We start from the raw sequence: 25554 nt of genomic DNA on the forward strand, positions 1-25554 counted from the left end.
AGAAAACATCCCGCCTCCCAGCCACTGGGTAAGGCGGGATCAGTTTTTCGCCCGACGGGTAAACTGGGCGGCACTCGAGAACCGAAAACCGCCACGATTCACCGCGCCGGCATCTGCGGCGCGGACCCGAGACCCTTTCAAGCCCAAGTTCAAGGAAGTGCAAGGAGCGGACATGGCCGACGATAACCAGTACAGCAAGGAAGCCAACGAAGCCGAAATGGTCGGCGAGGGCGGCGCAGTGCAAGAGTCCACCGATCCGGAACCGACGGACGGCGACAGCTCGGAAGGTGAGTCCGACTCGGACACCGACGGTGCTTCTGCCGAGTCCGAGGCTGGCACCGAATATGAATCCGCGGACACCACCGACCTGCAGAGCGAGGAAATGGTTGCAGAGGGCGATGTCCCGGAGCAGCCGGTCCAGGAGGCCGACGCAGAAGGTGTGACTGACCCCGAAGCTGCGCTGGGCGCTGAGCCCGAGGAGAACGCTGACGCGGAATACAAGCGCCGCCTGCGCGAGTACACGCGCGAGCTGAAGAAGCTGCCGGGCTCCTGGTACATCATCCAGTCCTACTCGGGCTACGAGAACAAGGTGAAGACCAACCTGGACATGCGTATCCAGACGCTCGAGGTGGAGGACTCGATCTATGACGTTGTCGTTCCCATCGAGCAGGTGGTGGAGCTCAAGGACGGCAAGAAGAAGATCGTCAAGCGTAAACTTCTGCCGGGCTACGTACTCGTCCGCATGGACATCAACGACGCGGCATGGTCCGTGGTGCGCGAGACCCCGGGCGTGACGTCCTTCGTGGGCAACGAGGGTAACGCCACCCCGGTGAAGCACCGCGACGTTGCCAAATTCCTCATGCCGAAGGAGCCGAAGGTCGACGCTGACCTGTCCAAGACTGACGCGAACGCCGAAGGTGAGACCGTCATCGCTATGCCGGAGGAAGAGTCCAAGCCGAAGGTCGCCCACGACTTCCAGGTCGGCGAGGCCGTCACCATTCTCTCCGGCGCACTGGCCAGCGTCTCCGCCACCATCAACGAGATCGACCCGGAGACCGGCAAGATCCAGGCTCTCGTGTCCATCTTCGGCCGTGAGACCCCGGTTGAGCTCACCGCTGACCAGATCGAGCGCATCATGTAAACACACCGGGGGGCCCGCCGCCAGAACAGGGGGGGGGGTGAGGCTCGTCCCCGCTTCCACAAAGACCCGGCACTTCTGCTGGGTCTTTGTGATTTGGGCTGGTGGCGCTAGGCGGATACACTGACTCCTTGTGCTTTGGCAGAGCTGGCCCGACTAGCTGCTCCGAAGTGCGTAGAAACGTAGACATCCCCGGTGGCTGCGTCGATAAGCGCCAATGCTTCGATGCGGCATCCGGAAGGCCCAGTTATTCATCGTGGCTGCGGCCTGTACCTAGGAAAGAGGTAATCCGATGGCAAAGAAGAAGGTCACCGGCCTGATCAAACTGCAGATCGAGGCTGGTATGGCTAACCCGGCACCGCCGGTCGGTCCGGCGCTCGGTGCTCACGGTGTCAACATCGTCGAGTTCACCAAGGCATACAACGCTGCAACCGAGTCCATGCGCGGCAACATCGTCCCGGTGGAGATCACGGTCTACGAAGACCGCTCCTTCGACTTCATCCTGAAGTCCCCGCCGGCTGCGAAGCTGCTGCTCAAGGCCGCTGGCCTGCAGAAGGGCTCCGGTGTTCCCCACACTGACAAGGTCGGTTCCGTGACCTGGGAGCAGTGCAAGGAGATCGCTGAGACCAAGAAGAAGGACCTCAACGCCCGTGACATCGAGGCAGGCGCCGCCATCATCGCCGGCACCGCCCGCTCCATGGGCATCACGGTGGAGAAGTAAAAACTTCGCTACTGCGGCGCGAACCCCACGGGCGCGCCGGTGGGAGGGTCTGGTCTGACCCGAACCACACTTCCATCTACTAGCAAGTAAGGAAATCAACATGGCCAAGAAGCACTCCAAGGCTTATGCGGAGCAGCTGGCTAAGGTTGACCGCGAGAGCGTGTACACCCCGCTCGAAGCTGTCAAGCTCGCCAAGGAAACCGCATCCGAGAAGTACGACGCAACTATCGATGTTGCGATGCGTCTGTCCGTCGACCCGCGCAAGGCTGACCAGCTGGTCCGCGGCACGGTCAACCTGCCGAACGGCACCGGTAAGACCGTCCGCGTGGCCGTCTTCGCCGAGGGCGAGAACGCCACCAAGGCGCAGGAAGCTGGCGCAGACATCGTCGGCTCCGACGAGCTGATCGAGCAGATCAACGCCGGCAACATCGACTTCGATGTCGCCATCGCCACCCCGGACCAGATGGCAAAGGTCGGCCGCGTCGCTCGCGTCCTCGGCCCGCGTGGTCTCATGCCGAATCCGAAGACCGGCACCGTCACCCCGGACGTGGCTAAGGCTGTCGGCGAGTCCAAGGGCGGCAAGATCGCCTTCCGCGTGGACAAGGCTTCTAACCTGCACGCTGTGATCGGCAAGGCATCCTTCACCCCGGAGCAGCTCGCCGAGAACTACGGTGCTCTCCTGGACGAGGTTATCCGCCTCAAGCCGGCATCCGCTAAGGGCATTTACCTGAAGAAGGTCACGGTCTCCGCGACCCAGGGCCCGGGCATCCCGGTCGACCCGTCGGTGCAGAAGAACTACACCGAGGCATAAATTTTCGGTGTGCGCTTAGCTCCTGCCCCGTGACTAGCTCCAGCAAATCGCAGCGGTTCACTACGAAGCCCCGAGCAGGCGTTCCCTTGAGTGGGAGCGTCCGCCCGGGGTTTTTCGTGTTCTGGAGTGTGTTTGGGTTTGGGAGTTGGACTTTCTTGCATGGACTGATCTTCATGTACTGATCTTCATGGACTGATCTTCATGAATCGTCCTGCATCAACCGAGACGCTAGAGCCTTGGTCTTGATTGGGCGTGAAATCTACTCGGTTCATGCGGAACAGTTCATGGTGATCAGTTCATGCAGTATCGGCAGAAGGCCTGACAGCCTCGCTCTCCAGACCCTTCCAAGCCAAGGCACACTCCAACGGCCGAGCGCAATCCCTTGCGTATTAAGCGCTGCGCCGTCTCAAATGCATCTGATAGTCGGCTGTCACTTCCTCGACTACCTGGTCTGACCTGTTCATGAGGTCAGACGGGGAGTATCGAAGCAAACTTCGGCCTGTGTTGCGAATGCGGTTCTCACGTATCTTTTCCGCCCGTATCACCTCTGCCGCCGGCCCGTAGGCTCCGGAGTATTTGACTTCTCCATCGATCTCGACCACTATGCGGTCGCCGATGAGAAGGTCGACGCGGTAGAGGCCGTTGCATACGGGCACTTGAGCGCGGACAGGTAGCTTGGCCTCGATGAACAGTGCGCGGGCATACGGCTCAAAAGGTGAGTCCGAGCAGTCGACGGAGTGCTCTACAGCCCTCCGCACAGCTTGAATACCTTTGAACTTCCCAAGCAGAGTAGTTTGATGTTGCAACTCGGATTTAGAGATCCCTTTGGCTCGCACCCAATCAGCTGCAACAAGGGCGTCGGAGAAGCCGTAATGGCGCCCGATCTCAGCCAGAATTCGAAAGATTCGGGGTGTGCGCACACCATGGGTTTCAATTATTTCGCTAGGCGGGAGATTGATGTACCGGTAAACAGTTCCCGGGTTCCACTGGCTGCGTGGCGGAATGCTTTTCGACGCAAGCTCGACAGGCTCACGGTTATGGCCCGCTACCCACATTCCCCTCACTCGGGCAGCCGACAAACCTGTCAGCACTGCGCAGTGCGCTCCCATCCCGACTGCCAGTGTCCGGGCCAATGTTCTGTCGTGTTCCGGTAGTGACTTGAGAAATTTCGTTTCAATCGCCTTATCGCGGCTGAGCAGCGTGAGGCCGCCGTCAATAAGGCCAGCACGAATAGCACGGCCTTCGGCGTCGGTGTTGCTTAGCGCGCGTAGGTTGATGATCTTGTTTCTGATGCCCCCGATATGAGTCATGGAATCAGAATGATGGCTATTGCCCAAGAAGGCGAGGATGAATGTGTTTGCCTGTGGAAAAGGCTACGTTTTCCACAGGCGGAGAACTTTCGAGTTGCATTCAGAGTGAAAACGTTGCAAGCGGTTGTGCGGGCGGGGGGGACAGACGCGTCGTGTAGGCGGGGTGTGGAAAAGCCGATTTGGAGAAAGCTGAGGCGCAGCGTTAAAGTGATCAACCGAAGTTTGAACGGGAGAGATCCCGCGCTCAAGTTTCACCGAAGACCGTCGGCCATCCCCAGTAAAACGGGGATCGAAGACTCCATCCACGGAGTGGCCCACGCAGGAGAAACGTGGCTTTTAACGCGCATTGCGCATATTGCCTCGTGCTTCTGCACGGGGCATTTTTCTTTGCCCCGGGCGGACAAGACATGAAGTAATTGGAAGGAGGCGTGTGTCATGGCAAACCCGAAGAACGTCGCAGAGCTGGCTGAACTGAAGGAGAAGTTCGAAGGCTCTTCCGCCGTGTTCCTCACCGAGTACCGCGGCCTGACCGTGGGTCAGCTGCAGCAGCTGCGTGGTGAGCTCGGATTTGATGTTGAACTGCACGTCGCCAAGAACACCCTCGTCAAGATCGCTGCTAACGAGCACGGCATTGAGGGTCTCGACGATTACCTGACCGGCCCGACCGCTGTCGCATTCATCAAGGGTGACGCGACCGTGGATGCCGCGAAGACCATGAAGAAGTTTGCCAAGGACAATGACCAGTTCATTGTCAAAGGCGGCTACATGGACGGTAACGCTCTCGACGCATCCCAGGTGGCTGCCGTCGCTGAGCTGGACAACCGCGAGACCACTCTGGCCAAGCTCGCTGGCGCTTTCCAGGGCTCTATGGCGAAGGCTGCCGGCCTGTTCCAGGCTCCGGCATCCAAGACGGCACGACTCGTTGCCGCGCTGCAGGACAAGCAGGGCGAGGCCGCCTAGAACCGGCCCGTCCACAACAAATTACACCCACCAAAAAGTCGGCCTGAGGCCGCAAACAGAAAGGAAGCCACCATGGCTAAGCTCTCCAAGGACGAGCTCATTGAGCAGTTCAAGGAAATGACCCTTATCGAGCTCTCCGAGTTCCTGAAGGAATTCGAGGAGGTCTTCGACGTGACCGCTGCCGCTCCGGTTGCTGCTGTTGCAGCTGCTCCGGGCGCTGCTGGCGACGCTCCGGCTGAGGAGGAGAAGGACGAGTTCGACGTCGTTCTCGAGGCCGCTGGCGACAAGAAGATCGGTGTCATTAAGGCTGTCCGCGAGATCGTCTCCGGCCTGGGCCTGAAGGACGCTAAGGAGATGGTTGAGGGCGCACCGAAGGCCATCCTCGAGGGCGCTAACAAGGACGACGCTGAGGCTGCCAAGGCCAAGCTGGAAGAGGCTGGCGCTACCGTCACCCTCAAGTAAGCTCCTTGTAGCTTCACGCGCATTAAGCCCCCGTCGCCTATCGACGGGGGCTTTCGCCGTTCCTGAACTCCCCTTAAGTTCTAGTGGTCGTTGCAACACTGATCTGAAGGGTTGGTGTTGGTGATGACGGTGTCACGGTGGGATCCACCGGTTGAGGAGATCACTCGGTTCCACCAGTTGGTGGTGGGTGATGGTTTGTCGGTGCGTGCGGCTGGGCTGGATCTGGGATGGTCGTTAGCTACGGCGTATCGGATTGCGCATCGTGATGGGTTACCACTGCGGAATAAGACGTTGTCGTCACAGGTGGTTGACGAGATTGTTGCGTTGTTTGCCCAGAATGTCGCGCCAATGGATATTGTGCGGCGGTTGGGTGTGAATCCTTCGTCGGTATACCGGGTGGGGATATCGATTGGTGCGCGGCCCCGTCCTGCTCCTGAGGGTCGGCGGGCTGTGGCTACGGCGCGGCGAGTGGAGTATTTGGAGCTTCGGGCCTGTGGGTTGGATCGTCGTTCTGCTGCAGCTGCGTGTGGGATGGGGTTACGTGGTGCGCTTGATGTTGATAAGGGGGTGATTAAAACACGTGGTCGGCGTGTGCCGTTTGTGCCTGATGGCCAGGCAGTTTATCGCTATAAACGGCTTATGCAGGTTCTTGCGTATGTTGATGGCCGGGTCAGTGTTCCGGTGGAGGTGTTGCCGCAGGCTGCGGTGGAGAAGGTGATTGACCGGCGGTACTTGTCGTTGGTGGAGCGGGAGCGCATCGCGGATCGGGTGAATCGGAATTTATCGGTTCGGGCGATTGCGCGTGAGCTTGGGCGTGATCCGGGGACGATTTCGCGCGAGATTAGTCGCAATAGTGGTGATGATGGCATTTATCGCCCGTATGAGGCGCACCGGAAGTCAACGCTTCGGAGGTTTCGGCCGAAGGTGTCGAAGATTGCGGCGAATCCGCGGTTGAAACAGCAGGTGTGGCAGTGGTTGCGGATGGAGTTTTCCCCTGAGCAGGTGGCTGGCCGGTTGCGCAGGGAATTCCCTGGCGATGAGACTATGCATGTGAGTCATGAAACGATCTATCAAGAGCTGTATTGCCAGGCCAGAGGCGAGTTGAAGAAGGTGGTGGCCCATGCCCTTCGTACGGGGCGGACGCGGCGTAAACCGCGTGGTCAGCGTGTTGCGAGGAGTCGGTTTATTGATCCGATGATCATGATTGCCGATCGTCCTGCTGTTGTTGAGGATCGGGCTGTGCCGGGGCATTGGGAGGGTGATCTGATTATCGGTGCAGGTGGAAGGTCTGCGATTGGGACGTTGGTGGAGCGGACGACGCGGTATGTGATGTTGCTGCATTTGCCGGATGGGCATGGTGCGGTGGCGGTGCGTGATGCGCTGGTGGAGGCGATTATGACGTTGCCGCAGCATCTTCGGGGGTCGTTGACCTGGGATCAGGGTTCAGAGATGGCTGGTCATAGGTCGTTTAGCATTGCGACGGATTGTCCGGTGTATTTCTGTGATCCGGGGTCGCCGTGGCAGCGGGGGACGAATGAGAACACTAATGGGTTGTTGCGTCAGTATTTTCCGAAAGGTGCGGATTTGAGTGTTTATGGGCGGGAGGAGTTGGAGCTTGTTGCTCATCGGTTGAATTGTCGGCCGCGTAAGACGTTGGGTTTTGCTACTCCTGCGGAGCGGATGGCGGAGCTGTTAGGTTTAGCTGAAAGCTAGGAAATGTTGCAACGACCCCTAGAATCCGCCCCCGCCTCCCTCCGTCACGACCGGTTCTTGGCCATTCCCTTTTCCTCCGTAGTCGGGTGTGCTTGTAAAATCGCTCGCATGCTTCCTAAGTCCCGCATCGTGGCAGCCCTGTTGGTCGGGCTGGGTTTGGCGCTTGTTGTCGCGGGACTCGTGGCGCCGAAATTCCTCAACGGCGATGCCCGTTTCCCGTTGGGGCTGGAGAACACGACGTGGACTATCCATGATCCAGACGGGAAAGTGGGGGAGGAGAAAGAAGACGGGCAGTTCGTCAATTCAGTTGTCCCGTTGACCCGCCAACTGCACATGACGGTGCAGAACCCCGCGAATGATGAAGTAGCTGCTTTGCGTATCGGGGATTCGCTGTTGCGGGGCGACAAGGATTCGGACTTTGACAACCTCGTTGCTGCCTCGACATGGTCGCTGCAGATGGACCGCAAGACAGGTGGGTTTGTCGCTCCCGCAAAATTGAGCACGGTGATGGCTTTCCCGGAGACTGATGTGCCTGTCGAGGGTGTCTGGCTGAAGTTCCCCTCGAATGTCGCGCAGCAGGAGTACCAGGTCTTCGATCCTGCGCTGCGGACTGCGGCTCCCGCCAGTTTCACCGGGGAAATAGAAGCGTACGGCCGCACGCTTTACACCTTCGAGCAGGAAATACCCGCCACGAATGTCGCCTCCCTGTACGCCGACGCCCAGAATACGATGACGGTTCCGGTGCCCGGTCCGGACGGCGGCCAGCAGCAAGTCTTTCGGCACCACACCGCCAAGCGCGAGTTCATTGTCGACCAGATCACGGGGCTTGTCGTCGGCATGAATGAGAGGGTGGACGACTATTACGCGGACCGGGCTGGGAAGAGAGTGCGCACAATCGTGTCCTATGAGGGGCGCATGGATGAGGCCCAAACCCGCGCCCTCACCGAGCAACTTCCAGCGGTCACGCAGAAGATGTCGCGAAGCGTCACCCTCGCCGTCATCGGTCTCGGCGCGTTGACTGCTATAGCCGGGTTAGCGGCGGCGATGCGGCCTGCCGCGCCCCGGCATCGGCGAAACGGATAAAGCGGCAGCCTCGGCCGCGCACGTTGCCTGCGTCGATTGCAAACGCGGAGCCGCAAGGTGGTAGAGTTCCCGGCGAATCCGATGACGGACGCAGCAGTCGGCGGTAGAGCCGGACCGCAGGATTCGACGGCAGGTTTTGACTGCGCCGACGCTTTACAAAGAGACAACGGGGGTATAAGCTGTCTCCTTGCGCTGGAAGCCGTCGCCAGTGTGTATGAGGAAACCTTGGATCAACGCAAAAACGTTGATTTGACAAGGTGATTTTGTGCATTCTGGATATCCGGGGGCTTCCACAGCTGTCGCAGCTAACAATAAACGCTAATTATCCAGCGGGTGACCAGTGTATATGCGCCGTGCACGGGCCCCGCGTGAGGTGCTGGAAGGACCCATCTTGGCAGTCTCCCGCCAGACCAAGTCAGTGGCCACAATTCCCGGAGCTCCGGAACGGTATTCGTTTGCGAAGATCGCCGAGCCGATTTCCCTGCCCGGGCTTCTCGATGTTCAGTTAGAATCCTTCGCTTGGCTCGTCGGCACGCCGGAATGGCGTGAGCGCCAGGCCGAAGAGCGCGGTGCCGATGCCCGCATCACGTCCGGTCTCGAGGACATACTGGAGGAAATCTCCCCGATCCAGGACTACTCGGGCAACATGAGCCTGTCTCTGTCCGAGCCGCGCTTTGAAGATGTCAAGTACACCATCGACGAGTGCAAAGACAAGGACATCAACTACTCCGCGCCGCTGTACGTGACGGCCGAGTTCATCAACAACGACACCCAGGAGATCAAGTCCCAGACTGTCTTCATCGGCGACTTCCCGCTGATGACGGACAAGGGCACGTTCATCGTCAACGGCACTGAGCGTGTCATCGTCTCGCAGCTCGTGCGTTCCCCGGGCGTCTACTTCGACGAGACGATCGACAAATCCACGGAGCGTCCACTGCACTCCGTGAAGGTCATCCCGTCCCGCGGTGCTTGGCTCGAATTCGATGTGGACAAGCGCGACACTGTCGGTGTCCGCATTGACCGCAAGCGCCGTCAGCCGGTGACCGTCCTGCTGAAGGCTCTGGGCTGGACCGAGCAGCAGATTAAGGACCGTTTCGGCTTCTCCGAGATCATGATGTCCACTCTCGAAAACGACGGCGTGGCCAACACCGATGAGGCACTGCTGGAGATTTACCGCAAGCAGCGTCCGGGCGAGCAGCCGACGCGCGACCTCGCGCAGTCCTTGCTTGAGAATGCATTCTTCCGCGCTAAGCGCTACGACCTTGCACGAGTGGGCCGCTACAAGGTCAACCGTAAGCTGGGCCTCGGCGGCGACCACGACGGTGAGATGACCCTGACAGAAGAGGACATCGCCACCACGCTCGAGTACCTCGTGCGCCTGCACGCCGGTGAGCGCGAAATGACTTCCCCGGAGGGCGTTGTCATCCCGATCAACACGGACGACATCGACCACTTCGGCAACCGTCGTCTGCGTACTGTGGGCGAGCTGGTGCAAAACCAGGTCCGCGTCGGCCTGTCCCGTATGGAGCGCGTTGTGCGCGAGCGCATGACCACCCAGGACGCCGAGTCCATCACGCCGACGTCTCTGATCAACGTGCGACCGGTCTCTGCTGCAATCCGCGAGTTCTTCGGCACCTCCCAGCTGTCGCAGTTCATGGACCAGAACAACTCCCTGTCGGGTCTGACGCACAAGCGCCGTTTGTCCGCGCTTGGTCCGGGCGGTCTCTCCCGCGAGCGCGCCGGCATCGAGGTCCGCGACGTGCACCCGTCGCACTACGGCCGCATGTGCCCGATTGAGACTCCGGAGGGCCCGAACATTGGTCTAATCGGTGCGTTGGCGTCCTACGCCCGCGTCAACCCGTTCGGTTTCATTGAGACGCCGTACCAGAAGGTGGTCGACGGCAAGATCACCGACGAGATCGATTACCTCACCGCCGACGAGGAGGACCGCTTCGCCATCGCCGAGGCGGCCACCGCGCACGACAAGGACATGAACATCACCGCAGACCGCATCGAGGTCCGCCTCAAGGACGGCGATATCGGTGTTGTGAGCGCCAAGGATGTCGACTACGTCGATATCTCCCCGCGCCAGATGGTCTCCGTCGCTACCGCGATGATTCCGTTCCTGGAGCACGACGATGCTAACCGTGCCCTCATGGGTGCGAACATGCAGAAGCAGGCAGTGCCGTTGCTGCGTTCGGAGGCCGCGTATGTGGCCACCGGTACCGAGCTGCGTGCTGCTTACGACGCGGGCGACATCGTCATTTCCAAGAACGCCGGTGTCGTCGAGGATGTCTCCGGCGACGTGATCACCATCATGGACGACGAGGGCCAGCGCGAGTCCTACCTGCTGCGCACGTTCGAGCGCACCAACCAGGGCACCTGCTACAACCAGACACCGATCGTGTCTGCCGGCGACCGCGTCGAGGCCGGCCAGGTCATCGCCGACGGCCCGGGCACCAAGAACGGCGAGATGGCGCTGGGCACCAACCTGCTCGTCGCATTCATGCCGTGGGAGGGCCACAACTATGAGGACGCGATCATCCTCAACCAGCGCGTGGTCGAGCAGGACATCCTGACGTCCGTGCACATTGAGGAGCACGAGATCGACGCCCGCGACACCAAACTGGGCGCCGAGGAGATCACCCGCGAGATCCCGAACGTCTCCGAGGATGTGCTCAAGGACCTCGACGAGCGCGGCATCATCCGCATCGGTGCGGACGTCCGTGACGGCGACATCCTCGTGGGCAAGGTCACGCCGAAGGGCGAGACCGAGCTGACCCCGGAGGAGCGCTTGCTGCGCGCCATCTTCGGCGAGAAGGCCCGCGAGGTCCGCGACACCTCCCTGAAGGTGCCGCACGGTGAGACCGGCAAGGTCATCGCAGTCCGTCGCTTCTCCCGCGAGGACGACGACGATCTGTCCCCGGGCGTCAATGAAATGATTCGCGTCTACGTGGCTCAGAAGCGCAAGATCCAGGACGGCGACAAGATGGCCGGCCGCCACGGCAACAAGGGTGTCGTGGGCAAGATCCTCCCCGAGGAGGACATGCCGTTCATGGCTGACGGCACCCCGGTGGACATCATCCTGAACACCCACGGTGTGCCGCGCCGTATGAACATCGGCCAGGTCCTTGAGGTTCACCTCGGCTGGCTGGCCAAGGCCGGCTGGACGGTCAACCCGGACGACCCGGCGAACGCGAAGCTGCTGGAGACCCTTCCGGAGCACCTGTACGACGTTCCGCCTGAGTCCCTGACCGCCACCCCAGTGTTCGATGGTGCGACCAACGACGAGATCGCAGGCCTACTGGCGAACACGAAGCCGAACCGCGACGGCGACGTCATGGTCGACGGCGACGGCAAGACAGTGCTTTTCGACGGCCGCTCCGGCGAACCGTTCAAGTACCCGATTTCCGTCGGTTACATGTACATGCTCAAGCTGCACCACCTCGTGGACGAGAAGATTCACGCTCGTTCCACCGGCCCGTACTCCATGATTACCCAGCAGCCGCTGGGTGGTAAGGCGCAGTTCGGTGGCCAGCGCTTCGGCGAGATGGAGGTGTGGGCGATGCAGGCGTACGGCGCCGCCTACACCCTGCAGGAGTTGCTCACCATCAAGTCCGATGACGTGGTGGGCCGCGTGAAGGTGTACGAGGCGATTGTCAAGGGCGACAACATTCCGGACCCGGGTATCCCGGAGTCCTTCAAGGTGTTGCTCAAAGAGCTGCAGTCACTCTGCCTGAACGTAGAGGTGCTCTCCACCGACGGCACGCCGATGGAGCTTTCCGGCGACGACGACGAATACGACCAGGCTGGATCCTCGCTGGGCATCAACCTGTCCCGCGACGAGGGTTCCGCAGCCGACACGGCATAAGCGCGAAAAGCGCTTCTGCCGTGCGTCGGCAAGCAAATACGACTTAAGACGAAGAATTAATTCAACTTCAATCCTCCCCGGTCACTGGGAGGTGAAAGGGCATTTACGTGTTTGACGTAAACCTCTTCGACGAGCTCCGCATCGGCCTGGCCACCGCCGACGACATCCGCCGCTGGTCGCACGGCGAGGTGAAGAAGCCGGAGACGATTAACTACCGCACCCTCAAGCCGGAGAAGGACGGCCTCTTCTGCGAGCGCATTTTCGGTCCCACCCGCGACTGGGAGTGCTCCTGCGGCAAGTACAAGCGCGTCCGTTACAAGGGCATCATCTGCGAGCGCTGCGGCGTCGAGGTGACCAAGTCCAAGGTTCGCCGTGAGCGCATGGGCCACATCGAGCTGGCCGCGCCCGTCACCCACATCTGGTACTTCAAGGGCGTTCCGTCCCGTCTGGGCTACCTGCTGGACCTGGCGCCGAAGGACCTCGAGCGCATCATTTACTTCGCCGCCAACATCATCACGTCCGTCGACGAGGAGGCACGTCACAACGACATGTCCACCCTCGAGGCGGAAATGATCCTGGAAAAGAAGGAAGTCGAGCAGGACACCGAGGCGGAGATCGCCGACCGCGCCCAGAAGCTCGAGGAGGACCTCGCCGAGCTCGAGTCCGAAGGCGCTACCGCTGCTGCCCGCAAGAAGGTGCAGAATGCTGCCGACAAGGAAATTCAGCACATGCGCGAGGCGGGCGAGCGCGAGATCGAGCACCTCGACGAGATCTGGAACACCTTCATCAAGCTCGCTCCGAAGCAGATGATCATCGACGAGAACCTCTACGAGGAACTGGTTGACCGCTACGAGGATTACTTCACCGGCGGCATGGGTGCGGAGGCTATCCAGACCCTGATCCGCAACTTCGACTTGGACGCCGAGTCCGAGGAGCTGCGCACGATCATCGCTGAGGGCAAGGGCCAGAAGAAGGTCCGCGCGCTGAAGCGCCTGAAGGTCGTCGCCGCATTCCAGCGTTCCGGCAACGACCCGGCCGGCATGATCCTGGACGCGATCCCGGTCATCCCGCCGGAGCTGCGTCCGATGGTTCAGCTGGACGGTGGCCGCTTCGCCACCTCCGACCTGAACGATCTGTACCGCCGCGTGATCAACCGCAACAACCGCCTCAAGCGCATGATCGACCTCGGTGCACCCGAGATCATCGTCAACAACGAGAAGCGCATGCTGCAGGAGTCCGTTGACGCGCTGTTCGACAACGGCCGCCGCGGCCGTCCTGTCACCGGTCCGGGCAACCGCCCGCTGAAGTCTCTGTCCGACCTGCTCAAGGGCAAGCAGGGCCGCTTCCGCCAGAACCTGCTGGGTAAGCGCGTGGACTACTCCGGCCGTTCTGTGATTATCGTCGGTCCGCAGCTGAAGATGCACGAGTGTGGTCTGCCGAAGCTGATGGCTCTCGAGCTGTTCAAGCCGTTCGTGATGAAGCGCCTGGTAGACAACGACTACGCGCAGAACATCAAGTCCGCGAAGCGCATGGTGGAGCGCCAGCGCCCCGAGGTGTGGGATGTCCTGGAAGAGGCCATTGCGGAGCACCCTGTGCTGCTCAACCGCGCACCGACGCTGCACCGCCTTGGTATCCAGGCCTTCGAGCCGGTCCTGGTCGAGGGTAAGGCCATCCAGCTGCACCCGCTGGCATGTGAGGCGTTCAACGCCGACTTCGACGGTGACCAGATGGCTGTTCACCTGCCGTTGTCCGCAGAGGCGCAGGCCGAGGCCCGCATCCTGATGCTGTCCTCCAACAACATCCTGTCCCCGGCATCCGGTAAGCCGCTGGCAATGCCGCGCCTGGACATGGTGACCGGCCTGTACTTCCTGACCATGCTGAAGAGCGAGGGCGAGATCGGCGGCGAGGGCGCGTACGCTCCGGCCGATGAGAACGGTCCGGCACGCGGCTTCTACTCTGACTACCGCGAGGCCATCATGGCCTACGACCGCGGTGTGCTTGGCCTGCAGGCTCCGATCAAGGTGCGCATCAGCCACCTGCGTCCGACGCGCGAGATCGAGGCTGAGCAGTTCCCGGACGGCTGGGAGAAGGGGCAGTCCTGGACGGCTGACACCACCCTCGGCCGCATCATGTTCAACGAGATGCTTCCGTTCAACTTCCCGTACCAGGAAGGCGCAATGGTGCGTAAGGGTGGCGGCGCCGGCAAGGTGCTGCTCGGCGACATCATCGCCTCCATGGTGGAGAAGTACCCGATGATCACCGTCGCCCAGACGATGGACAAGCTCAAGGACGCCGGTTTCTACTGGGCGACCCGCTCGGGCATCACCATCACCATGTCCGACGTGCTCGTGCTCCCGAACAAGATCGAGATCTTGGACGAGTACGAGAAGGAAGCGGAGGCCATCGAGCGCAAGTTCTGGGAGAAGGGTGCTCTCACCGAGGAGAACCGCTACGACCGTCTGGTCGAGCTGTGGCAGGACGCCACCAACAAGGTGGGTCAGGCCGTGGAGGACCTCTACCCGGACGACAACCCGATTCCGATGATCGTGAAGTCCGGTGCTGCCGGTAACATGCGCCAGATCTGGACGCTGGCCGGCATGAAGGGCATGGTCGTGAACTCCCGCGGTGAGTACATCACCCGTCCGATCAAGACGTCCTTCCGCGAGGGCCTGTCCGTGATGGAGTACTTCAACAACTCCCACGGTTCCCGCAAGGGTCTGGCGGATACCGCTCTGCGTACCGCGGACTCCGGTTACCTCACTCGCCGCCTTGTCGACGTCGCCCAGGATGTCATCGTTCGCGAGGACGACTGCGGCACCCACCAGGGTGTCAAGGTTCCGGTGGCAGAGGCTGCCGGGACCGGCCGCTTCAACCGCCACGACTTGGTGGAGACCTCAGTCTCCGGCCGTGTTCTGGCCGCGGATGCGACCGATGCTGACGGCGAGGTCATCCTCGAGGCAGGCAGCGACCTGTCCGAGGAGCGTATCGACGCCCTCGTCGAGGCCGGCGTGGAGACCGTCAAGGTCCGTTCCGTGCTGACTTGCCAGACCCCGACCGGTGTCTGCGCGAAGTGCTACGGCAAGTCCATGGCCACCGGCAAGCTGGTGGACATCGGCGAGGCTGTCGGTATTGTCGCGGCGCAGTCCATTGGTGAGCCGGGTACCCAGCTGACCATGCGTACCTTCCACCAGGGTGGTGTCGGCGGTGACATTACCGGTGGTCTGCCGCGTGTCCAGGAGCTGTTCGAGGCCCGTGTGCCGAAGAACCGCGCCCCGATCGCGTCTGTCGCCGGCGAGATCTCGCTGGAGGATGAAGGCAACTTCTGGACGTTGACCATCCACCCGGAGGACGGCTCCGACGATGTGGTCTACGAGAAGCTGTCCAAGCGCCAGGGTCTTGCTCAGGTGCGCCGCCCGATGGAGTCCAACCCGGACGCCATGATCGAGCGGTCCCTGCGCGACGGCGACACCGTCAAGGTGGGCGACCGCCTGCTGCGCGGTGCCGCCGACCCCCACGACGTGCTAGAGGTTCTCGGCCGCCGCGGTGTGGAGAAGCACCTGATCGACGAGGTCCAGGCTGTCTACCGCACCCAGGGTGTGTCGATTCACGACAAGCACATCGAGATCATCATCCGCCAGATGCTGCGCCGCGGCACCGTCATCGACGCGGGCTCGACCGAGTTCTTGCCGGGCACCCTCGTGGACCTGTCCGAGGCACGCCAGATCAACGGTCAGGCTGTCGCCGAGGGCGGCGAGCCCGCGGAGCTGCGCAGTGAGATCATGGGTATCACCAAGGCGTCGTTGGCGACCGAGTCGTGGCTGTCCGCCGCCTCCTTCCAGGAGACGACGCGTGTGCTTACGGATGCCGCTATTAACAAGCGCTCCGACAAGCTCATCGGCCTGAAGGAGAACGTGATCATCGGTAAGCTGATCCCGGCTGGTACGGGCATTTCCCGCTACCGCAACATCTCCGTCAAGCCGACTGAGGCTGCTCGTTCCGCCGCGTACTCGATCCCGTCCTTCGGCGATGCGATCTACGGCGACGAAGGCTACGGCGAGTTCACCGGCGCGTCCGTGCCGCTCGACGAGTACGGGTTCGACCAGTTCTAAGCGCCAACTAAGCCGCCCGCTTATCGACGAAGCCCGGCTCCCCTCCAGCCCTGACACGCACAGGGAAGAGAGGGGAGCCGGGCTGTTTCGCTGCACCCATTTACTCCGTATCGACCCGGCCCCCGGCTCCGCTGGAACCGTTGTGAATCGTCCCGCATATCCCCAGGCGGCATGTGACCGGTGGGAGAGGAGAGGTTCTGGTTCCAGCTGCATCTAGGTGCGGTGCGTAACAAGGGGCTCAGGCCTGATTGTTGAATGCCGTAGATCCACTGGATCGGATGGAGGCCGAAGGCCGTGTGCTCCGGACCAGCGGGGTGTGGGTGTCGGCGGTGCAGAGCTGGATGTGGTGGTGGTCTGTCGAACGGAAATCATGTGTTCAAGAGAGGTAGTCAATTCGACGGTGAGCGTTGCGGTTCATTATTTCCCGAGCCGCCCACATGCCGATGCCGGCCAGCGCCATATCCGTTGCCCGAGTTGTCAGATTTCGCCGCCGACGGCGAAGAAAGCGAGCACTCACAGGGTCGACTCGGATATGATGGCCAGGGAAAAGTCAGCTAAGCCGAGCGTGCGCTGACTGCCGCGTACAGACCCGCAACGACCAATACGGCGGTTTGAGATCTCCCCTCTACGACGTTCGCACAGCTCCCAATGTAACGGAATGTTATGTCCAGCTCAGACACTGCGAGATTGCAGGAAAAAGGGTGTGTGCGAAGGTGCGAAGGCCGCTGCGCGTCCTGGCTGAAGAGCGAAAGGGGACACCCGGGCTGGGGTAGGCGAGACGCGGGAGACGTCTCGTGAGGCCGGCCGGAAGGAAACTGGCAGCGCTTGATTAGGATCAGTCAGCGCGTGCGTTGCGCGAAGCGCGGACCACGCTGACCCCGCCCATGAGGCCGATCCCACGGAGGCGGATGAGAGGAGCAAAGGCCGGGACATCGTCGATAAGCATGGTGCACGACGGGTGGTCCTTGATGCCGAAGCCGCCCATGATGCCGAGGCCATCGCTGACTACCCGGACATCTTCCGGGACGACGATCTTGATTCCTCCCATGATTGAGATAGCGTCGATGACGGTCTCCTGAGCCGAAAGCTTGGCGCAGCGCAGGTCGAGATAGGTGCCGCCCATGAGAGCGAACGACGTGTGGTGCCGGGCAATATGCCACGAACCTTCGTGCACGGAGCCGCCCATGAGGGCGAATGAGACGGACGATCCCCCTGGTTGCGACACAATATTCCTGCTCGCCTGTTGTTGCCCGGGGGCCGGATCGCCGGTGCTCTGAGGCGCATTCGTGACATCCAGGTCGGCCGTCAACCGCTCGAGCTCGTCGGCGAATGTGATCTTCCAAACCTGAGATGACCTGGCATCGAATTCGGAGAGATCCAACTGCCCATCGGCGAGAGCGGAGGCGAGGGCATCCGCCGCGAACTGGCGAGCGGACGATGATGCGCGCTTACGGGGCAGCGGGGACTCGGATCGCTCGATGTCAGACGACATGAGTTGAGTTTAAACCGGAAAGTACGCGATCGCATTGTGATCATGAGTTCCTGCCGCAAGAGTGGAGACCCGCGATTTGCTTTCGAGGGCCGGGAACGGGTAATTTCTCTAACGATTCCGCCTCGCTCGCCGGGGTTGGGAAACCGTTGAACTCCGCGCACCTTCTGGGAGTGCGTTGGCAGCTCACGCGAAAACGGCAGGGCCCCGAAGAAGAGCCCCCATTTTTGCATGTTTGGCTGCCTTCGTCCCCACCAGGGGAGTGCGCAACCGAACAGAAAGAGTTGGTATGCCAACTATCCAGCAGCTGGTCCGCAAGGGCCGTCACGATAAAAGCAAGAAGGTGGCAACTGCTGCGCTGAAGGGCTCCCCGCAGCGCCGCGGCGTGTGCACCCGCGTGTACACCACCACCCCGAAGAAGCCGAACTCCGCACTCCGCAAGGTCGCGCGTGTCCGCCTGACCTCCGGCATCGAGGTCTCCGCCTACATCCCGGGCGAGGGCCACAACCTGCAGGAGCACTCCATGGTGCTCGTGCGCGGCGGCCGTGTGAAGGACCTTCCGGGTGTCCGCTACAAGATCATCCGCGGCGCACTGGACACCCAGGGCGTCAAGGACCGCAAGCAGGCTCGCTCCCGTTACGGCGCGAAGAAGGGACAGTAAAGAACAATGCGTAAGCAGCAAGCTCCGAAGCGTCCCGTTGTCAAGGACCCGGTTTACGACTCTGAGCTGGTCTCCCAGCTGATCAACAAGATCCTCCAGGACGGCAAGAAGTCCACCGCGCAGCGCATCGTCTACGACGCGCTGGAGATCTGCCGCGAGAAGACCGGCACTGATCCGGTGGGCACCCTGGAGAAGGCTCTGGGCAACATTCGCCCGGACCTCGAAGTCCGCTCCCGCCGCGTCGGCGGTGCGACCTACCAGGTTCCGGTCGAGGTCCGCCCGGGCCGCTCCACCACCCTCGCACTCCGCTGGATGGTCACCTTCACCCGCCAGCGCCGCGAGAACACCATGACCGAGCGTCTTGCCAACGAGATCCTGGACGCATCCAACGGTCTCGGCGCATCCGTGAAGCGCCGCGAGGACACCCACAAGATGGCCGAGGCCAACCGCGCCTTCGCGCACTACCGCTGGTAAATGCCCGCTGCGCCGTATCCGGCAGGGGTCTTTGGTTGCCCCGCCGGAGGCTGGCTCGAGCCTTCGAGGTCTTGCAATGCCAGATCTGCGATTAAGTGGCAGAATCGACCAAGGAAAATAATCCGCCAAGGCGTCTAAAGTCGCTCCCGGTATCACGGGGATCACGGCTCAGGGCGTCGACGACACATGAGTTGGGGTACAAAACGTGGCACAAGAAGTGCTTAAGGATCTGAACAAGGTCCGCAACATCGGCATCATGGCCCACATCGATGCTGGTAAGACCACCACGACCGAGCGCATCCTGTTCTACACGGGTATTAACCGCCGCGTCGGCGAGACGCACGACGGTGGCGCTACGACGGACTGGATGGAGCAGGAGAAAGAGCGCGGCATCACCATTACGTCCGCTGCTGTGACTTGCTTCTGGAACGGCAACCAGATCAACATCATCGACACCCCGGGCCACGTTGACTTCACCGTCGAGGTCGAGCGCTCCCTGCGCGTCCTCGACGGCGCTGTCGCAGTGTTCGACGGTAAAGAGGGTGTGGAGCCGCAGTCCGAGCAGGTCTGGCGTCAGGCTGCTAAGTACGACGTGCCGCGTATCTGCTTCGTCAATAAGATGGACAAGCTCGGCGCGGACTTCTACCACACCGTTCAGACCATCATCGACCGCCTCGGCGCTAAGCCGCTGGTTATGCAGCTGCCGATCGGTGCCGAGGATGACTTTGACGGTGTCGTCGACCTGGTCGACATGAAGGCCATCACCTGGCGCGGCAAGGTCGAGACCGGTGCTGAGCCGACCATCGAGGAGATCCCGGCCGACCTCCAGGAGAAGGCAGAGGAGTACCGCGAGAAGCTGCTCGAAACCGTCGCCGAGTCCGACGAAGAGCTCATGGAGAAGTACTTCGGCGGTGAAGAGCTGACCACCGAGGAGATCAAGGGCGCCATCCGCAAGATGACCGTCGACTCCGAGCTGTACCCGGTCTTCTGCGGTACCGCTTACCGCAACAAGGGTGTCCAGCCGCTGCTCGACGCTATTGTTGACTACCTGCCGAACCCGCTCGACGTGGGCGAGGTCCAGGGAGTGTCCATCGACGGCGAGGAGAAGATGACCCGTAAGCCGTCCGTCGAGGAGCCGTTCTCCGCTCTGGCGTTCAAGATCGCCGTCCACCCATTCTTCGGCAAGCTCACCTACGTGCGCGTCTACTCCGGCCAGGCCATCCCGGGCGAGCAGATGCTCAACTCCACGAAGTCCAAGAAGGAGCGCGTGGGCAAGCTCTTCCAGATGCACGCGAACAAGGAGAACCCGGTCGAGCACGCTGACGCCGGTAACATCTACGCGTTCATCGGTCTGAAGGAGACCACCACGGGTGACACGCTGTGCAACCCGGACCACCCGATCATCCTCGAGTCCATGGACTTCCCGGACCCGGTGATCCAGGTCGCCATCGAGCCGAAGACCAAGGCCGACCAGGAGAAGCTGGGTACCGCTATCCAGAAGCTCGCCGAAGAGGACCCGACCTTCACCGTCCAGCTCGACGAGGAGTCTGGCCAGACCGTCATCGGCGGTATGGGCGAGCTCCACCTCGACGTTCTGGTGGACCGCATGAAGCGCGAGTTCAAGGTCGAAGCAAACATCGGTTCCCCGCAGGTCGCGTACCGCGAGACCATCCGCAAGAAGGTCGAGCACCTCGACTACACCCACAAGAAGCAGACTGGTGGTTCCGGCCAGTTCGCGAAGGTCATCGTCACCATCGAGCCGTACGAGCCGGACCCGGAGGCCTTGGAAGAGGGCCAGTCGCCGACCTACGCCTTCGAGAATGCTGTCACCGGTGGCCGCGTGCCGAAGGAGTACATCCCGTCCGTCGACGCTGGTATCCAGGACGCAATGCAGTACGGTTACCTCGCTGGTTACCCGCTGGTGAACATTAAGGCCACCCTGGAAGACGGTGCTTACCACGAGGTCGACTCCTCCGAGATGGCGTTCAAGCTCGCAGGTTCCCAGGCTCTGAAGGAAGCTGTGGCCAAGGCGAAGCCGGTTCTGCTCGAGCCGCTCATGGCAGTCGAAGTTGTCACCCCTGAGGAGTACATGGGTACCGTCAACGGCGACATCAGCTCTCGACGCGGCCAGGTTTACGCCATGGAGGACCGCTCCGGCGCCAAGGTGGTCAAGGCTAAGGTGCCGCTGTCCGAGATGTTCGGCTACATCGGCGACCTCCGTTCCTCGACCGCTGGCCGCGCGAACTTCACCATGGTGTTTGATTCCTACGGTGAGGTTCCGTCCAGCATCGCGCAGGAGATTATCGACGAGCGCAACGGCAACGCCTAAAACGCGTTAGCTGCGTGCTCCCCCAGGGATAATGTGCCGCTGGGGGAGTGCTAGCGCTGCGGTAGCGGCCGTGCTGAAAGTTTCGAACACTGTAGATGCGCGGAGGAAAGACGCGGAAGAAAAGCGACGCCAAGTCGCACGATACTTTCGCGCTCAGTAAGCAATAGACAGTAAACGGAGCTTTGAGCCGGCCGTTACCACTAGGTGGTTCCGCCCTCCAACGGACCGTCCGGATGACCGGCAGGGAGACCTAGAATCCTCCCTGTTATGGTTTGAAAAACGGCGTTAACAAATCTAGGATCATGTAACTGGCACATTGTGAAATGGCCATTGTTTCCATGCCCGACGCACCGGTGCGCCACCACAATCGGTGGATGACGGTGGACCGAGTGCTAGGAAATGAAAGCAAGGCAGAAGTAAATCCACGTGGCTGCGAGAGTCGTAGTCACATGCACGTCCAGGAGGACAAACAGTGGCAAAGGAAAAGTTCGAGCGCACTAAGCCGCACGTGAACATCGGCACCATCGGTCACGTCGACCACGGCAAGACCACCACCACCGCCGCTATCACCAAGGTGCTGGCTGACGCTTACCCGGAGGAGAACAAGGCTTTCGCCTTCGACACCATCGATAAGGCTCCGGAGGAGCGCGAGCGCGGCATTACCATCAACATCTCCCACGTGGAGTACAACACCCCGAAGCGCCACTACGCACACGTCGACGCCCCGGGCCACGCCGACTACATCAAGAACATGATTACCGGTGCTGCCCAGATGGACGGCGCAATCCTCGTGGTTGCCGCTACCGACGGCCCGATGCCGCAGACCCGCGAGCACGTTCTGCTCGCCCGCCAGGTCGGCGTTCCGTACATCCTCGTTGCACTGAACAAGTGCGACATGGTCGACGACGAAGAGATCATCGAGCTCGTCGAGATGGAGATCCGCGAACTGCTCGGTGAGCAGGACTACGACGAGGAAGCTCCGATCGTTCACATCTCCGCTCTCAAGGCTCTCGAGGGTGACGAGAAGTGGGTCCAGTCCGTGCTCGACCTCATGCAGGCCTGCGACGACGCTATCCCGGATCCGGAGCGCGAGACCGACAAGCCGTTCCTGATGCCGGTCGAGGACATCTTCACCATTTCCGGCCGCGGTACCGTTGTTACCGGTCGTGTCGAGCGCGGTGTCCTGAACCTCAACGACGAGGTCGAGATCATCGGTATCCGCGAGAAGTCCCAGAAGACCACCGTCACCTCCATCGAGATGTTCAACAAGCTTCTCGACACCGCTGAGGCCGGCGACAACGCAGCTCTTCTGCTCCGTGGTCTGAAGCGCGAGGATGTCGAGCGTGGCCAGGTCATCATCGCACCGGGCGCTTACACCCCGCACACCAAGTTCGAGGGTTCCGTCTACGTCCTGTCCAAGGACGAGGGTGGCCGCCACACCCCGTTCTTCGACAACTACCGTCCGCAGTTCTACTTCCGCACCACCGACGTGACCGGTGTTGTGAAGCTGCCGGAGGGCACCGAGATGGTCATGCCGGGCGACAACGTCGACATGACTGTCGAGCTGATTCAGCCGGTCGCTATGGATGAGGGCCTGCGCTTCGCTATCCGCGAGGGCTCCCGTACCGTCGGCGCTGGCCGCGTCACCAAGATCCTGGACTAGTCCTCGACTGACTCCAGGTTCCGGTAGCACCAGAACAGCCTGAATGAACCGCACCCCAATACGGGGTGCGGTTTTTCGCTTATCGGCGTCTTAGCCGCCCCCTTTTATCCTCTTTGCCCGCCTCTCTATCTGGTTCTAGGTCCCTTTTTGGTTGATGCGGCTAGTGTTTTCGTATCCGTTCGTATTTCTTCTGGGGTGGGGGAACCGGTGGGTATGTGCACGTCATGGGTGTTTCTCGACGGTTCTTGGGTTCACGGTCTTGTGGATAACATGTGGTTATCCACAGGTTTACGGTGGTGCCCTTTGCCGACTGGCGCACCGGGTTTAGCGTGTGGCCCATGAACCTTTTCGCCGCCAGTGTGGGTGCTACCAGCACCGCGATCGATACCCTGGCCCACTTTGATGCCGGGGTACTTCGTGATGCCGGGGCCAACCCCAACCGGATCACCGACTTGCGCGGTCGCAGGGTGGGATGACAAACATAAACAACCTGGCGGTGGTGTGCCGCTACCACAACCGCACCAACGACGACGACCCCCACCGCAACCACCGAGGCCGCATCAGAATCCGCAACGGCACACCCATCTGGATCTCACCGCGAGGCACCCCCGCACCCAACACCACCCACCCATACGGAGCCATGCACCAACTCTTCGGACGATGAACGTAGCAAAACGGTAAACGGGGGCCACCTGTGAGTGCTCCCCGAAAAGTAGCCCACTGGCAAAAACGCGTCCCACAACTCCCGAAGACCGGAAACGACCCTCCTCGTCGCGGAAAGTGGCAGGTCAGGGGACCTCCGTCATGACCTATTGCGTTAGCGCATGATGCCGTGCCCGTATTTTTGCGCGAAGGTGAGCGCCTGGGCCCATTTCTTCGGGGGCGACGCGGCGCTTCGTGCGCAGCAGCGAAGAGCGGTGCGTATGCTCGTCGGTTGTGCATGACCCGACCCGAATTCACCGCGTTTTGGACCATCTCCGTGACACTTGGGAAGGCCAGCCGGACTTGCCTCTCGCGACACTTTTCGGCATTCTCGCTAATCGCGGCGCAGGGTGGGGCACTTCAGATGAGGAACTAGAGCAGTTGCTTATCGACGAATCCTCTTCCCACCCCGCCGACCTTCCCCGTTCAGAAGAAGGACGGAGCAAAGGCAATTTTCTGATTGAGACCACCTTACCCGATCATCGGATCACGCTGACTGATCGCGGTGTCGCTGTAGTCCGATCCTTGGGGGACAGGGACCGTCAGCCGAGTATCTGGGTGTACGAGTCCGTGCGACCGACAGGTCCTGGCCGGATGCTCGTCGTCGCTGATGGTGAAGGAGTGCAACACCGCCTCGGGATGGTGACATTGATCTCGCGGATTCACAACCATGACGCCACAATCGAAGGCTTACGGCGGGCAGAAATAGGTAACTGGGTGTGGTGCGTGACCCTCGAGGATGGCACACGCATTCTCCTGACGCACCGGCTCCACATGTGGCAAGTGGACAGGCGCACGGTAAAGAAAACAACGCACGCATGGAGTCATGTCGTGCGTTGTCGGGTCGGTGAGAACTTCGCCTACGTGTCGGCGGGCGGGGAAGAGGTGGTTCTGGGGATCGTCGATAAGCTGCTGCTTGTGGAAAGCTAGGCAGCAACCTTGTCCAAGTGGAGCTTGAACACGGTATCGATATCCATTGTGTCCACCGCATCCCGGAAGTCCGCGTCCATCTGTTCGATGTAAGCCGCAACAGTTTCCAGCGAGAACTCCGGGTTCGCAGTCACGGTAAACGTCGCCGTTGGCCGATCCCCGACAAAGGCGACGGACTGCTTCGCTTCCTTCACCACCTCGCTCTGCTCAGCGTGGCTGCACGCTGCCTGGGCGACTCGGGCGACGTTGATGCGGGTGTCGCCGAGCTCCGGCTGAGCCGGCGCGATGAAGCGGTTGTTGAAGCCGCGGTTGCGGATGTTCGGCATGATCAGCCACAACCCGAGGATGATGGAGCCGATGAGCGTTCCCACAAGCGCGGCGGTGTACCAGTTCATCCCGGGGACATCAGTGAGAAGTGAGCGGTTGATGCCGCGCACGAACTCGGAGATGTGCGGGATGTCCCAGTACAGCGCCGCAGGAATCAATCCGCCGGCCAGGAGGAGCAAGCCGAGAAGGAAGATGATCAGCCGGTCGAAGAATGCCAGTGTACGTGTCATGCCAGCTCCTTCGCTTGGGTGGGGCGGTGAATGTTGACGCGGACCTTCGGCGCCTGTGCGAGTCGCTGCATCTCGCCGCTGAGCACCTCGGTGAGGCGCTGGTCGAGTCCTTGCGAACCGTCGTCCTCGACGTCGATGGTGAGCTTCTTTCGGGTGGCGCGGGATGCAATGTTGGACCGGCCGAGTTCGGAGCGCGCGGACGCCGTTGCCTTGCGGGCGATGTCGACGGGGCGCGTCCAGATGGACGAAGCCGACTCGATGCGCACGTAGCGGCGTGGACGCGGCTTGAAAGCGGTAATGATCAGCCACAGGCCGATCAGGGCGACGATGACTCCGACCGTGACGCCGACAGGGTTCACGGTTGCGGTGCCCAGCCAGTCGAGGACGGGCCGCACCCAGGAATTCTGCGGGTCATTGTCTTGGTAGCGGTACCACAGGTCGCGGCCGATCACACCGGACAGCGCGAGGAACACGAGACCGAGGAGGATCGTGAGCCACCGGACCGCCGGGTTGCCCTTCGGCTCCGCTCCAGCGCGGGGGCCACTGTATTGCTGTGTTGGTTGAGCCATGG

The 25554-nt window shown here is 61.3% G+C and carries 18 protein-coding genes; 14 read left to right on the forward strand and 4 right to left on the reverse strand.

Annotated elements, in window-relative coordinates; translation table 11 throughout:
* Positions 1 to 172 precede the first annotated feature (172 nt).
* The 3 genes from nusG to rplA all read left to right on the forward strand — a co-directional run bounded on the left by nusG (position 173) and on the right by rplA (position 2670).
* Complete coding sequence (gene nusG / locus QYQ98_RS07235) at positions 173 to 1141, forward strand: transcription termination/antitermination protein NusG (RefSeq protein WP_302006204.1); 969 nt, start codon at positions 173 to 175, stop codon at positions 1139 to 1141.
* Positions 1142 to 1430: 289 nt separating this feature from the next.
* The gene (gene rplK, locus QYQ98_RS07240; RefSeq protein WP_302006205.1) at positions 1431 to 1859 is read left to right on the forward strand and encodes a 50S ribosomal protein L11; all 429 of its coding nucleotides are present in this window, start codon (positions 1431 to 1433) and stop codon (positions 1857 to 1859) included.
* Between the two features lie 100 nt (positions 1860 to 1959).
* Complete coding sequence (gene rplA / locus QYQ98_RS07245; RefSeq protein ID WP_302006206.1) at positions 1960 to 2670, forward strand: 50S ribosomal protein L1; 711 nt, start codon at positions 1960 to 1962, stop codon at positions 2668 to 2670.
* 389 nt (positions 2671 to 3059) lie between these two features.
* On the opposite strand, the gene QYQ98_RS07250 is transcribed toward rplA, so the two are convergent.
* A complete protein-coding gene (locus QYQ98_RS07250) occupies positions 3060 to 3980 on the reverse strand; it encodes a hypothetical protein (RefSeq protein WP_302006207.1) in 921 nt (306 codons plus the stop codon).
* A gap of 435 nt (positions 3981 to 4415) precedes the next feature.
* Here QYQ98_RS07250 and rplJ point away from each other — a divergent pair, with 435 nt between their 5' ends.
* From rplJ to QYQ98_RS07280, 6 genes are all read left to right on the forward strand, one after another.
* Positions 4416 to 4940 (forward strand): 50S ribosomal protein L10, encoded by a 525-nt coding sequence (gene rplJ / locus QYQ98_RS07255; protein ID WP_302006208.1) that lies wholly within the window; start codon positions 4416 to 4418, stop codon positions 4938 to 4940.
* A gap of 72 nt (positions 4941 to 5012) precedes the next feature.
* The gene (gene rplL, locus QYQ98_RS07260) at positions 5013 to 5402 is read left to right on the forward strand and encodes a 50S ribosomal protein L7/L12 (protein ID WP_076598042.1); all 390 of its coding nucleotides are present in this window, start codon (positions 5013 to 5015) and stop codon (positions 5400 to 5402) included.
* 498 nt (positions 5403 to 5900) lie between these two features.
* Complete coding sequence (locus tag QYQ98_RS07265) at positions 5901 to 7115, forward strand: IS30 family transposase (RefSeq protein ID WP_302007689.1); 1215 nt, start codon at positions 5901 to 5903, stop codon at positions 7113 to 7115.
* A 108-nt stretch (positions 7116 to 7223) separates the two neighbouring features.
* Positions 7224 to 8198: a DUF3068 domain-containing protein gene (locus QYQ98_RS07270; protein WP_302006209.1), complete on the forward strand. Its 975-nt coding sequence runs from the start codon at positions 7224 to 7226 to the stop codon at positions 8196 to 8198.
* Positions 8199 to 8571: 373 nt separating this feature from the next.
* On the forward strand, positions 8572 to 12069 hold the full coding sequence (locus QYQ98_RS07275) for a DNA-directed RNA polymerase subunit beta (protein ID WP_302007725.1): 3498 nt from the start codon (positions 8572 to 8574) through the stop codon (positions 12067 to 12069).
* Positions 12070 to 12176: 107 nt separating this feature from the next.
* A complete protein-coding gene (locus tag QYQ98_RS07280; RefSeq protein WP_302006210.1) occupies positions 12177 to 16178 on the forward strand; it encodes a DNA-directed RNA polymerase subunit beta' in 4002 nt (1333 codons plus the stop codon).
* A gap of 835 nt (positions 16179 to 17013) precedes the next feature.
* On the opposite strand, the gene QYQ98_RS07285 is transcribed toward QYQ98_RS07280, so the two are convergent.
* Entirely contained in the window at positions 17014 to 17670 is a 657-nt protein-coding gene (locus tag QYQ98_RS07285) for a DUF1707 domain-containing protein (RefSeq protein WP_302006211.1), read from the reverse strand.
* Positions 17671 to 17956: 286 nt separating this feature from the next.
* Between QYQ98_RS07285 and rpsL the strand changes: the two genes are divergently transcribed.
* The 5 genes from rpsL (at position 17957) to QYQ98_RS07310 (ending at position 24426) form a co-directional block, all read left to right on the forward strand.
* A complete protein-coding gene (gene rpsL / locus QYQ98_RS07290) occupies positions 17957 to 18328 on the forward strand; it encodes a 30S ribosomal protein S12 (protein ID WP_076598032.1) in 372 nt (123 codons plus the stop codon).
* A gap of 6 nt (positions 18329 to 18334) precedes the next feature.
* Positions 18335 to 18802, forward strand: a complete 468-nt coding sequence (rpsG, locus tag QYQ98_RS07295) for a 30S ribosomal protein S7 (RefSeq protein ID WP_302006212.1) — start codon at positions 18335 to 18337, stop codon at positions 18800 to 18802.
* 205 nt (positions 18803 to 19007) lie between these two features.
* A complete protein-coding gene (fusA, locus tag QYQ98_RS07300; RefSeq protein ID WP_302006213.1) occupies positions 19008 to 21131 on the forward strand; it encodes an elongation factor G in 2124 nt (707 codons plus the stop codon).
* A 472-nt stretch (positions 21132 to 21603) separates the two neighbouring features.
* Positions 21604 to 22794, forward strand: a complete 1191-nt coding sequence (gene tuf / locus QYQ98_RS07305) for an elongation factor Tu (RefSeq protein ID WP_302006214.1) — start codon at positions 21604 to 21606, stop codon at positions 22792 to 22794.
* A gap of 1005 nt (positions 22795 to 23799) precedes the next feature.
* Positions 23800 to 24426, forward strand: coding sequence for a hypothetical protein (locus QYQ98_RS07310; RefSeq protein WP_302006215.1), 627 nt, complete (start codon positions 23800 to 23802; stop codon positions 24424 to 24426).
* On the opposite strand, the gene QYQ98_RS07315 is transcribed toward QYQ98_RS07310, so the two are convergent.
* Positions 24423 to 24983 carry a hypothetical protein gene (locus tag QYQ98_RS07315; protein ID WP_302006216.1) on the reverse strand — a complete coding sequence of 187 codons (561 nt, stop codon included), beginning with the start codon at positions 24981 to 24983 and terminating at the stop codon, positions 24423 to 24425. The two genes, QYQ98_RS07310 and QYQ98_RS07315, sit on opposite strands and share 4 nt — an antisense overlap.
* Positions 24980 to 25552 (reverse strand): hypothetical protein, encoded by a 573-nt coding sequence (locus tag QYQ98_RS07320; RefSeq protein WP_302006217.1) that lies wholly within the window; start codon positions 25550 to 25552, stop codon positions 24980 to 24982. The genes QYQ98_RS07315 and QYQ98_RS07320 overlap by 4 nt, the downstream gene beginning before the upstream one ends.
* Positions 25553 to 25554: the final 2 nt, after the last annotated feature.

The organism is Corynebacterium sp. P3-F1 (assembly GCF_030503635.1).
Lineage (GTDB): Bacteria > Actinomycetota > Actinomycetes > Mycobacteriales > Mycobacteriaceae > Corynebacterium.